The organism is Propioniciclava sp. LT432 (genome assembly GCF_059515965.1).
The window spans coordinates 1-10,939 of sequence record NZ_JCAKNE010000055.1 but is presented as its reverse complement, the minus strand read 5'-3'; the positions used below and the strand labels follow the sequence as shown (position 1 = coordinate 10,939).

General features: G+C 67.6%; 9 protein-coding genes. 4 read left to right on the top strand and 5 right to left on the bottom strand.

Going from position 1 to position 10,939, the window contains the following annotated elements; genetic code table 11:
- The first annotated feature begins 127 nt into the window (after positions 1–127).
- Genes AC5YDV_RS19190 through AC5YDV_RS19180 form a run of 3 tightly spaced genes read left to right on the top strand, consistent with a single transcriptional unit; the run spans position 128 to position 3,324 of the window.
- On the top strand, positions 128–1,378 hold the full coding sequence (locus AC5YDV_RS19190) for a tyrosine-type recombinase/integrase (protein WP_496184457.1): 1,251 nt from the start codon (positions 128–130) through the stop codon (positions 1,376–1,378).
- On the top strand, positions 1,375–2,328 hold the full coding sequence (locus AC5YDV_RS19185; protein ID WP_496184456.1) for a tyrosine-type recombinase/integrase: 954 nt from the start codon (positions 1,375–1,377) through the stop codon (positions 2,326–2,328). Before AC5YDV_RS19190 ends, AC5YDV_RS19185 begins: the two co-directional genes overlap by 4 nt.
- Positions 2,329–2,334: 6 nt before the next feature.
- Positions 2,335–3,324 (top strand): tyrosine-type recombinase/integrase, encoded by a 990-nt coding sequence (locus tag AC5YDV_RS19180; protein WP_496184455.1) that lies wholly within the window; start codon positions 2,335–2,337, stop codon positions 3,322–3,324.
- Here AC5YDV_RS19180 and AC5YDV_RS19175 read toward each other — a convergent pair.
- From AC5YDV_RS19175 to AC5YDV_RS19155, 5 genes are all read right to left on the bottom strand, one after another.
- On the bottom strand, positions 3,266–4,378 hold the full coding sequence (locus tag AC5YDV_RS19175) for a transposase (RefSeq protein WP_496185135.1): 1,113 nt from the start codon (positions 4,376–4,378) through the stop codon (positions 3,266–3,268). The two genes, AC5YDV_RS19180 and AC5YDV_RS19175, sit on opposite strands and share 59 nt — an antisense overlap.
- 405 nt (positions 4,379–4,783) lie before the next feature.
- A complete protein-coding gene (locus AC5YDV_RS19170; RefSeq protein ID WP_496185134.1) occupies positions 4,784–5,437 on the bottom strand; it encodes a LutC/YkgG family protein in 654 nt (217 codons plus the stop codon).
- 1 nt (position 5,438) lies between these two features.
- Positions 5,439–6,926, bottom strand: a complete 1,488-nt coding sequence (locus AC5YDV_RS19165; RefSeq protein ID WP_496185133.1) for a LutB/LldF family L-lactate oxidation iron-sulfur protein — start codon at positions 6,924–6,926, stop codon at positions 5,439–5,441.
- On the bottom strand, positions 6,923–7,714 hold the full coding sequence (locus AC5YDV_RS19160; protein WP_496185132.1) for a (Fe-S)-binding protein: 792 nt from the start codon (positions 7,712–7,714) through the stop codon (positions 6,923–6,925). Before AC5YDV_RS19160 ends, AC5YDV_RS19165 begins: the two co-directional genes overlap by 4 nt.
- Positions 7,715–7,739: 25 nt before the next feature.
- On the bottom strand, positions 7,740–9,440 hold the full coding sequence (locus AC5YDV_RS19155) for an L-lactate permease (RefSeq protein WP_496185131.1): 1,701 nt from the start codon (positions 9,438–9,440) through the stop codon (positions 7,740–7,742).
- A gap of 208 nt (positions 9,441–9,648) precedes the next feature.
- Between AC5YDV_RS19155 and AC5YDV_RS19150 the strand changes: the two genes are divergently transcribed.
- Positions 9,649–10,839: an integrase catalytic domain-containing protein gene (locus AC5YDV_RS19150; protein ID WP_496182577.1), complete on the top strand. Its 1,191-nt coding sequence runs from the start codon at positions 9,649–9,651 to the stop codon at positions 10,837–10,839.
- Positions 10,840–10,939 lie beyond the last annotated feature (100 nt).

Sequence of the window (10,939 nt, the reverse complement as noted above, 5' to 3'; positions counted from 1 at the left end):
GCTTATGCCGACGTCTGGGTTATGCCGACCTTCGTGGCGTGTGGCCTTGTGAATCCCGGTTTGTCCGGGGCGGTTGTCGGCATAATCCTGTAGGTCCAACCTTCTCCTGATGGGAGGAGGACGGGTCATGGGTGATCTGGTACGTGAGGGGCCTGCGGCTGCTGGTGGGCAGATGAGGATCTGGCCTCGTCGTGATGCTGGTCCGCTCGCCGCGGTGATGGCCGAGTTGATCGACTGGCTGGTCACGGAGGGGTACGCACCGACGACACAGCGCAACCTGGTGCGGGCGGCGGCTCGGCTCGGTGCATGGCTGGCCGCTGCTGGTGTTGAGCTTGCGGACGTTGACGCTGCGTGCGTGTTCGGCCTTGTCTCAGGGGACAACGAACGCCACCCGGAGCATCGATCCGCCAACGAGAACGTCTCGGCCGTCGTTAGGTTCCTGCAGGAAACCGGACGCCTCAAACCGTCGCCTGTCGACACGGCGCCGCTGCGACCGGCAGAAGCCTGTCTTGCCGCGTGGTTGCGGTTCCTGGAGGTCGAAGAGGGACAGGGTGCCAGTTGGCTCTACAAGGCCCGCCAGATCGGGGAACGCTTCCTGCCGCTGGTCGAAGACGAGGACGGGGACCTCCACTGGGAACGTGTTGACGTCGTCATGGTCAACGAGTTCCTGGTGCGTGTGGTGGCCGGCTACTCCTCCTCCACCGCGCAGAGCAGGGCGGCTCTGCTCCGTGGTCTGCTCACCTGGGCCGCAGCCAACGGGTGGATACGGGACGGGATCGTTGACGGGGTCCTGTCGCCGCGTCGTATCCGGGCCGGCCTGCCGAAAGGCCTTACCGACAGCCAAGTCGCCGCGTTGAAGAATGCCGTCGATCGGGACACTGTGGCGGGCAAGCGGGACTGGGCGATCATCGTCATGCTGGCCCGCCTAGGCGTGCGTGTCGGTGAGGTCGCCGGGCTGAGGCTGGACGACCTCAACTGGCGCGAACCCTCGTTGCGGGTGGTTGGTAAGGGCGGCCGGGTTCTGGTCCTTCCGATGCCCGTCGACGTGGGCGAGGCGCTGGTGGACTACCTCCGGGTCCGTCGCGCCGATCGCGGTGAACGGGCGGTGTTCCTCCGCTGCCTGCCGCCGTTGACGGCGCTGCATCGGGCCGGCGTGGGGGATGTCGTCCTCAGGTACGGCCGACGTGCCGGCCTGGACGGCGTGTACGCCCACCGTCTTCGACACACAGTCGCCAGCCAAGTCCTGACCGGGGGCGGAACCCTCCGGCAGGTCCAAGAACTCCTCGGCCACGCCGACCCGGCCTCGGCGATGACCTACGCCCGCGCCGACATGACACCGCTGCGTCCGCTGGCGCCCTCCTGGGGCAGCCTGCCATGACCACCACCCCTTCGGTCGATGTTGGCCTGTGGACGGTACTGGAGGTGTACCTCACCCAGCGGCGGGCGCTGGGATTCCGGCTCGTCGAGGAAGAACGCCACGCCCGACGTTTCCTCGAATGGCTGCAGGCCCATGGCCACGCGGGTACGTCCTTTAGCGTGGCGCAGGCGTTGAGTTGGGCGCAAGGGGACGGCTCGTTGAAGAACTCCTACCAGTGCCAACGCCTCAGCGCGGTCCGCGGCCTGGCCCGCTACTGCCATGCGATCGGCCTGGACGTCCAGGTGCCGCCAGCCAACGTGCTGCCTACCACCAGGGACCGGCGCCGGCCCCACATCTACACCCAGGGCGAGGTCGACGCACTGATCGATGCCTGCCCGCACGCGTTCACCCATCCGTTGGTGCAGGCCACGATGGCCGCCGTCATCGCCCTACTGGCCGTGACCGGGATGAGGCCGGGCGAAGTCGTGCGACTCCGCCTCGGCGACATCAACGTCGAGGACGCCACCCTGCTGATCCGGGCCAACAAGCACGGTCCCGACCGGCTCATCCCGCTGCACCCCACCACCCTCGACGCCCTGGCCGGCTACCTGGCCAGCCCGCACCGCCAAGCCGCGACACCTCCGCTGGAGGGAACCCTGTTCGTCACCACCCGGGGCAAGGCCTACCAGCGGGCGACCGTGGAGGACCACTTCCAGCGGATCCGGGCCGCGACCGGCATCACTTGGGAAGGGCACGCCCCCTGCTTGGTAGACCTGCGGCACACCTTCGCGACCCGGCAGATGATCCGCGCCTACACCACTGATGCCGGTAACCCGGCTGCGACGCTCGGTCTGCTGGCCCTCTGGCTGGGCCACTCCGATCCGTCCCACACGTACTGGTACGTCCAGGCCGTCCCGGAACTGCTGGCCCTGGCCGCCCACCGCGTCGACACCACGAACACGACGGAGTGACTCACGATGACCTACCTCGCCACCGTCCTGCAGGCGTTCTTCACCGACTACGTCCACACCCAGCGCGGCCTGGCCGCGAACACCATCGCGTCCTACCGCGACACCTGGCGCCTCCTGATCAAGCACCTGAGCGTCACGACCGGGACCAGCGCCGACCAGCTCCGGCTCGAAGACCTCGACCGCGGCACCGTCACCGGCTTTCTCGACCACCTCACCACCCACCGTTCCAACACCGCAGCGACCAGGAACGCCCGGCTCAGCGCGATCCGCGTCCTCCTCGCCCACACGCTGCCCGACCACCCAGAACACGCCGATTCCATCCGTCAGATCCTCGCCATCCCACCCGCCAAGACCACGAAACCCCTACTCAGCTACCTGACCGAGGCCGAAACCGAAGCCCTGCTCGCCGCGCCGGACACCACGACCTGGACCGGCCGACGTGACCAGATGATGCTGGCGTTGGCGATCAGCACCGGGCTGCGGATCAGTGAACTGATCACCCTGACCACCAGCAGCATCCACACCGGGACCAGCCCGTACGTCGAATGCGAAGGCAAGGGCCGCAAACACCGATCCACCCCGCTCAGCGCGACGATCGGCGACCAACTGCGCGCCTACCTTCAAGAGCGGAGCACCCGGCCCGGGACCGCCCTGTTCCCCGGCCCCCACGGCACCCCGCTATCCCGTGACGCGATCGAACACCGACTCGCCGCCCACGTACACACCGCCACCACGTCCTGCCCGAGCATGGCCGGCAAACACATCACGGTCCACACCCTGCGGCACACCACCGCCATGAACCTCCTCCACGCCGGCGTCGACATCATCGTCATCGCCTTGTGGCTCGGCCACGAGCAGACCTCCACCACCGACGTGTACCTCCACGCCGACACCCGACTCAAGGAGGACGCCCTCGACAAGACCAGACCACCCCACGTCACCCCGGGCATGTACACCCCGCGAGCCGACATCCTCGCGTGGCTCGAAACCCTCTGATTATGCCGACAACCGCCCCGGACAAACCGGGATTCACAAGGTCACACGCCACCAAGGTCGGCATAACCCAGACGTCGGCATAAAGCATCAAATGCCGACGTCGGCATTTCAGGGCTTCGCTGCCGCCGTTGTTGGCGCCGTTGGTGCTGAAATAGCTGAGGAACGCGTCTTTCCACTGGTTCAGGGTGCGGCCGAGGCGGGCGATCTCGGGGATCGGGCAGCTGGGGAACGTGGCGAGGATCGTCTCGGCGATCCGCCGCCCGTCGGCGTGACTGGGCTGGTGGTAGACCGATCGGAGTTGCTGCGCGCACTGCCAGGCGACCTCGACCGACACGTGCTGCTCGTTGGCGGCGAACGCCAGCTGCAGGCGTGATCGTTGCCGGTCGGTGAGGTGTTCGGCGCCGGCGCGCAGGATGTTGCGGATCCGGTAGAGCGGGTCGGTCTTGCGGCCGCGGTGGCCGTGGATCTCTTGCTGGATGCGGCGGCGGACCTCGTCGACCGCGGCGGTGCCGAGCTTCACGATGTGGAAAGCGTCAACGACCGCGACGGCGTCGGCGAGTTGGTCGTCGATGGCGTTCTTGTAGCCGTGGAACGGATCCAACGTGGCGACCTTGACTCCCGTGCGGAATGCGTCGCCGCGGGTCTTCAGCCACGTCTTGTAGACCTCACCGGAGCGTCCCGGCACGAGATCGAGAAGCCTGGCCCCGATCGCCCACGCCGTCGCCCGGCACGTCAACAGCGCCCTCGCCGTGAACGAGGTCACCGGACACGACGACTCGGGACACCTCCAGCGTCGTTTCCGCCACAACACCCTGACCGGTGTCGCGAAGCACGGGGCGTCGATCAACTCGATCATTTGGCGGCCATGGCCATGAGCCACCACCCCGCAGGAGGGGCAGCCCATCACCGCCGGCGGCCGGGACTCGCCCTGCACCCGAAGCCGGCCCTCGGTCCTCTCGACCTCGGTCACGTGGAGACCGGGCAGGCCGACCAGCAGGTCGCAACGCGGGCAGTAGCCGCCGTGGACACGGCAGCACGAAGTAGGATCGGGCATCGTTGAGGTCCTCGGAATCGAGTGGTGTGGTAACCCCGATTCTTGAGGGCCTCAACCCTCATCACCGGCACCAACACGCGCACCCCTACGCCACGCTCAGGTCCGAAGAGCCATCATTCCCCGCGCATTCCCCACGGCAATGTGCAATCTTGAGCGTGGCAAGAGGGCGGGGGGCTCAGTGGTGTCCGGAGCTGTCCGCCGGCTGCATTCGACGCCGTCGTAACTAACACTTGGACGGGAGGATGCGGTTGGACGTCCGACTCGTCGTTCTGCGGCGCAGACGATCCTCGACCCCGACGTCCTGGCTTCAACGAGGTGCAGCCACCTCCTCATGATGGAGGCCCAAGGCTGCGAGCTGCGGAGCTGTGGTTCCGCATGGATCGGCGTTCCACGGACCAGACCCGCTCAGCCCTCCGCCAGCACCACCCACAGCTGCCGGGGGCCATGGACACCCTCGACCCGGCTGAGCTCGATGTCACTGGTCGCCGACCCCCCGCTCAACCACGTGACCGGACGCCGGGCGCGCAGGGCTGGCGCAAGGCGGGCGATGCCTTCGGGGACGTCGCTGACGACCTGATCGGCACGAACGACGCACACGTGCCGGTCGGGCAACAGGCTGAGAACGCGACGGCCCTGGTCCTCGGCGTGGTCGAGGGCGATCGTGCCGGAGTCGGCCATGCCCACCGCGGCAGCCGTCACGACGGCGTCCACGGTGTTCAGTGTCGGGTGGTCGAGCGGCGGGTCGTCCGCCAGGATCCGCACTCCGGCGGCCCCGATCGCCTCGGCCCACGCGGCGGGGATCCCGCCCGGCAGCACCACACTCGTGGCACCCAGCGTGACCAGAGCGTCCGCGACGGCCTGGGGTACGCCGGCATCCGGCACCCGCACGACCATGGCGCGGTAGTCCTCCACCTTCTCGACGAAGTCGGCCAGGACGTCGGCCGTGGCGAGCGGCTGCCCGTAGGCCCACTCGACGGTGACATCAAGCGCCGGATCCTCCTCGGTCACGTCCCGGATGGCGTCGCGGACCCGCCGCAGGACCTCCTCACGTGCGTTCATGTCAGGCCTCCTTCTTCTCTGCCTCGTGCTGCTTCCACCATTGACGGAAGGTCTGGACGGGGGGCGCCTCCACATCGCGTGCGCGCAGCCAGCGTCCGACCAAGGGGACGGGGATGGGTCCCAGCACGTGGTCGTCCAGGACCTTGCCCGCTACCCGGGTGGCCAGTTGCACCGTCTCCAGGTTCTTGCCATCGGACATGGCCCAGGCGACGGTCTTCATCATTCCCTGCTCGACCGTGGGGTGCTTGGCGGTCTTGTGCTCGACGACCTTGTGCCGCAGGTGCACGAGGATGTCGGTGAACGGGATGCGCACCGGGCACACGTCGTTGCACGCCCCGCAGAGCGTGGACGCGAAGGGCAGGGCCTGGTCCTTGGGGTCGCTCACGCCGTGGAGCTGAGGGTTGAGGATCGCCCCGATCGGTCCCGGGTAGGGCGAGCCGTAGGCGTGCCCGCCCACGCGCTCGTAGACCGGGCAGATGTTGAGGCAGGCCGAGCAGCGGATGCACCGAAGCGCGGCGCGTCCGAGCGGGTCCGACAGCACGCGGCTGCGGCCGTTGTCGAGCAGGATGACGTGCAGGTCCTGGGGGCCGTCGCCGGGCGTGACGCCGGTCCACAGCGAGGTGTAGGGGTTCATCCGTTCCCCGGTGGACGAGCGGGGGAGCAGCTTGAGGAAGACTTCGAGGTCCTCGATCGTGGGCAGGATCTTCTCAATGCCCACGATCGACACGAGCGTCTCGGGCAGGGTGAGGCACATGCGGCCGTTGCCCTCCGACTCGACGATGACCAAGGTCCCCGTCTCGGCGACGATGAAGTTGCCCCCCGACACGGCCATCTTGGCCCGGAGGAACTTCTCGCGCAGGTGGATGCGGGCGGCCGCGGCGAGCTCGGCCGGGTCGTCCGTCATCCCTCCGGGCGCCGGACGGCCGTAGCGGCCCATCTCCTCGACGAAGATTTCCCGCACCTCGGAGCGGTTGCGGTGGATCGCCGGCACGAGGATGTGGCTGGGCAGGTCGTGACCCAGCTGGACGATGAGTTCGGCCAGGTCGGTCTCCCAGGCGGCGATGCCCGCGGCTTCCAAGTGTTCGTTGAGGTCGATCTCCTGGGTCACCATCGACTTGATCTTCACGACCTCGTCGACGCCCTTGGCGCGGGCGATGTCGGTGACGATCCGGTTGGCGTCGCTCGCGTCCCTGGCCCAGTGCACCGTGATGCCGGCCGCGGTCATCGCCTGCTCGGCCTGCTGGAGGTAGGCGTCGAGGTGGCGTGCGACGCGATCCTTGATCTGGGCACCGGCGGTGCGCAGCTCTTCCCAGTTGGGCACCTCGGCCGCTCGGCCAGCCCGCTTGTTGCGGATCGTGCCGGTCGCGTGGCGCAGGTTCTTGCGCTGCTGGGTGAGCTGCAGTTCGACCTTCACGGCCTTGGAGAAGACGGGGAGTCCGTCCCAGCCGCCCTCGGGCGGAGCGGGGGTGCGGCGTTCGGCTGTGCTCATGCGACATCCATTTCGGTCGAGGCCAGGACTTCGGCCAGGTGCACGGTCTTGATGCCCGACAGCTGCCGGTGCAGGACACCGCCGATGTTGAGCAGGCAGGCGTTGTCTGCTGCGATGAGGTACTCCGACTCGGTGGAGCGGACGTGGCGCGCCTTGTCGTTGGCCATCGCGATCGACACGTCGGGGTTCTTCAGCGAGAACGTGCCGCCGAAGCCGCAGCACTCGTCGGCGTGGGGAAGAGAGATGAGTTCCAGACCGCGGACGGCCGCGAGCAGGCGGTACGGCCGGTCGCCCACCTTGGCGAAGCGGGTGGAGTGGCAGGTCGGGTGGTAGGTGGCCCGGTGGGGGAAGTAGGCGCCCACGTCGACGACACCGAGCACATCCACCAAGAACTCGGTGAGCTCGTAGCTGCGGGCCACCACAGCGGTGGACTCGCGCTCCAGGCCGGCGTCCCCGGCGTGCTGGGCCAGCATCGGGTGCTGGTGGCGCACCGACGCGACGCAGGAGCCGGACGGACCGACGACGTAGTCGTACTCTCCGAAAGCCTTGACGTAGGACTTGACGGTCACGAGCGCCTCATCGAAGTAGCCGGTGTTGGTGAGGATCTGGCCGCAGCACGTCTGACTGCGGGGAAACTCCACCGTGCAGCCCAGGCGCTCCAGGAGCTTCACGGTGGCGGCCGGGGCTCCCGGCATCATCGTGTCATTGATGCAGGTGGCGAAGAGGGCCACCTTCTTGCCGAGACCGGGCAGACCGGCCTCTGCGACGGGATTGACGGGTGCGGTCATCGAAGACTCCTTAGCGGTACGTGGATCAGGGGAGCAGCCAGCTGAGGACCGGCGTGGACATGAAGCCGGACAGGGCCATGAGCAGGACGAGCAGGACGAGGCTCCAGGGCAGCATGCGGCGCAGGACGGCGGACTCGGAACCCGGCAGGCCGATGGAGGTCGAGGCGACTGACAACGACTGGGGCGAGATCATCTTGCCCACGACCCCGCCGATCCCACCGCCCCCGACCAGGAGGACGCGCATCTGTTCGACGTCGAGGTGGGCACCGTTGCCTCCGATCTCGTGGCCGACGCCGGACTGCAGGCCGGAGAACAGGATGTTGGCGGAGGTGTCGGAGCCGGTGACGTAGGTGCCGATCCATCCGAGGATGGGCGAGAAGAATGGGTAGAGGGCACCGGTCATCGCGATGAACAGGCCGAGTGCCAGCGTCTGCCCCGAGTCGCCCATCACGTAGGCGAGCGCGACGACAGACCCGATGGTGAGCGCGGAGGACTGCAGCTTCTTCGCGTTCTTCACCAGCGTGGCGAAGATCGTGCCGAGGCTGAGCCGGTAGATGAGGCCGACGACGACGGCGACCAAAGCCAGCAGGATGCCGGGGGTGGACGCCCACGCGAGCGTGAACGTCTGGTGGGATGCCCTCTGCCCGGCCACGTTCATCATCTCGCCGAGCAGCGGCCATGCGAACCTGACGTCGGTCGACACCAAGGCCGCTTTGACCTGCGGGAGTGCGGCGATGCCGAACACGACGATGACCAGGGCGTAGGGTACCAGCGCCATGAGGATGCGATGCGTGGTGAGGGGAGTGCTGTCCGCACCCACCGGCGTGGCGGGGGCCGGCAGGTGCTTCTCGAGCAGAGGGTCGATGGGGGCGGCCACCCGGGCCACGGCGGAATCACTGCCCTGGGGCTTCCAGAACCTCAGGAAGACGATCGCGACCGCGACGCTGACGATGGCGGCCACAGCCTCTGTGAGGTTGAACAGGGGGCTCGCCGAGACGATCCACTTCATGGCGGCGAAGGTGGCGGCCACCACCAGGCCGAAGGGCCAGACCTCCTTGATGCCCTTCATGCCGTCCATGACGGCGAGAAGCAGGAAGGGCACGACGAGACACAGGATCGCGGTCATGCGGCCGGAGATGATGGAGACCGGCATCACGTCGAGCTCGCCGACCTTGGCGGCCATGATGACGGGCAGGCCGACCGCGCCGAACGCGACCGGAACGGTATTGGCCAACAGCGCGGTCATGGCCGAGCGGATCGGGCTGAACCCGATCGCCACGAGCATCGCGGCGGTGATCGCCACCGGGGCCCCGAAGCCGGCCAGGGACTCGAGGAGGCCGCCGAAGCAGAAGGCGATGAGCAGAGCGAGGACTCGGGGATCGTCACTGAGCAGGAAGAAGGATCGGCGGAGATCGTCGAACCGGCCGGAAACCACCGTGATGTCGTACATCCAGACGGCGGTCAGGAGGATCCACACGATGGGGAACAGGCCGTAGAGGAAGCCGTGCGCGCTGGTGCTCAGCGCCATGCCCACCGGCATGCCGAATGCGGTGACCGCGACGAGCAGCGCGACGGCCCACGAGAAGCCGCCCGCGAGGTGGGCCTTCCACCTGAGGAGGCCGAGGGTCACCAGCATGGCCACGATGGGAAGGGCGGCGACCAGGGCGGAGAGCCACTGGACGCCGAGGGGGTTGGTGTCCGGGAGGAAAGCCCCGAGAAGGACCATGGGAGACTCCGTTGTTCTGCCAATGGGATCGTTTGGTCGGACCAAAGTTCTTTTGGGCATACCATAAGGCGATTCCGGGCTCTGGGTCAAGTGGACGAGTTGACTCACCTAAGACCTCCGCTTCGAGGGGGTCGTTGCCTCAGGTGAGTTTCTCCGGTTCGGGGGTGTCGTTGCCTCGCGTAAGGGTCTCCGCCTGAACGATCCGGGGATGGAGCTGACCTTGAGCGAGCGCAGGGCTGTCACGGTGAAGAAGGCGTTGGCCTACAAGGGGGCGGACCGGGCCGGGAAGTCGCGGATCCTGGACGAGTTGGTCGAGTTGACGGGCTGGCATCGTGACTATGCGCGGGCGGCGTTACGGGAGGTGCTGGTCGTCAAACCGGTCCGGCCTCGCAAGCCGCGGTCGCGGGTCTACGGCGATGACCTGCTGCCCGCCCTGGTGCGCTGTTGGACCCTGTTGCGGGCGCCGGCGGGGAAGATCCTGGCGCCGTTCATGCCCGTGCTGGTGCCCCTGCTGCGGGTGGAGGGGGAGATCGTCTTGGACGACACCCAGGCCGAGTTGTTGGCCGGTATCTCGGCGGCCACGATCGACCGGATGCTCGCCGGGGAGCGGAAGCGGATGACGCTACGCGGCCGGACGCACACCAAGCCGGGGTCGTTGTTGAAACACCAGATCCCGATCCGCACGTTCGCTGACTGGGACGATGCGACGCCGGGGTTCGTCGAGATCGACCTGGTCGCCCACGACGGTGGGGTGGCCTCGGGTGAGTACTGCTACACGTTGACGATGACCGATGTGGCGACGGGGTGGACGGTGAACCGGTCGGTGCCGAACCGGGCCCGTCGGTGGGTGATCGAGGCCATCGACCACGCCGCCGGGATGTTCCCGTTCCCGATCGTGGGGATCGATTCCGACAACGGGTCGGAGTTCATCAACCACCACTTCCTGCACTACTGCGAGACCCGCAAGATCACGTTCACGCGCGGGCGGGCGGGGAAGAAGAACGACGGCTGTTACGTGGAGCAGAAGAACTGGGCCCGGGTGCGGGAGTTGGTCGGCTACTACCGGTACGACACCGACGCCGAGCTCGAGCTGCTGAACCGGATCTGGGCGTTGGATGACGCGTTCGCGAACTACTTCCTGCCCAGCCTGAAGCTGGCCTCCAAGCACCGCGACGGCGCCAAGGTCGTCAAGAAGTACCACCAGGCCGCCACCCCGCACCAGCGTGCCCTCGCCCACCCCGCGACCCGGAAACGGCCCGTGATCACGATGAACGCCCGGTTCAAGAAGCTTCGCCTCGGTGCCCTGCAACGCGAGATCCTCCACCACACCGGACGCCTCGAAGCCCTCGCCCAGGCCAAGGGCCGTACCGCCCGGCAACGCCGTGCCGCGACCGGCTGAACCGGAGGAGACACGTGAGGCAACGACTCCTGCCGAACCGGAGGTCACAGGTGAGGCAACGACCTAATCCATCCGGAGGTATTGACATGAGGCATCACGG